Here is a 669-nt window from a genome sequence, read left to right on the forward strand (position 1 = left end):
TGGACGGCGCTGGCGATACCCGCCTGGTGCGCCCCGTGGAAGGGCACCGCCGCACCACTGATCCCCGCCGGCACCGTCTCGGTCCCGCTCCGGAGCGCCGCGACGGTGCCGCCCGCCGCGGCGGCGCCGAGCGCGAGCCCGGCACCGCCCCAGCCGAGGAGGGCGCGGCGCGATGGCCGGGGCGCGACGCCCTCGGGCTCCCGCTGCTGCCGGTCGGACTCGTTGGCCGGATCGGTCATGGTGCTTCCCGCCTCTCCCTGACCGCGGTTACTTGGCGACGGCGGCGACGAGCTTGGACAGCGGCTCGGCCAGGGAGTTGACCCCGTCCGACAGCTCCTTGCGCTCCGCGTCGCCGACCTTGTCGTAGGAGGTGAAGTCGTAGCCGTTCTTGTCCGCGCGGTACCTGTCCAGCAGGACGCCGAGCGCGGAGAACTGGGTGTCGAGCTGCTTGACCAGGGCCGGGTCGTTCTTCTCGGCGGTCGGCTTGAGGAGCTCGTACGCCTTCTGCGCGCCTTCGAGGTTGCCCTTGAAGTCGACCAGGTCGGTGTGGGAGTAGCGCTCTTCCTCGCCGGTGACCTTGCCGGTGGCGACCTCGTCGAGGAGCTCCTTAGCACCGTTGGCCATCGAGGTGGGGGTGATCTCCGCCTGGCCGACCTTCTTCTGCCAGTC

Annotated in this window: 1 protein-coding gene and 1 pseudogene; both read right to left on the reverse strand. The window is 71.3% G+C overall.

Annotated elements, in window-relative coordinates:
• Window positions 1-239: pseudogene (locus IE248_RS37055) on the reverse strand (deferrochelatase/peroxidase EfeB); the annotation flags it as partial.
• Between the two features lie 28 nt (window positions 240-267).
• Window positions 268-669 (reverse strand): EfeM/EfeO family lipoprotein (locus IE248_RS37060; protein ID WP_190033152.1); only part of this gene is annotated, 402 nt, incomplete at its 5' end.

The sequence above is a fragment of the Streptomyces goshikiensis genome (assembly GCF_014650555.1).
Lineage (GTDB): Bacteria > Actinomycetota > Actinomycetes > Streptomycetales > Streptomycetaceae > Streptomyces > Streptomyces goshikiensis.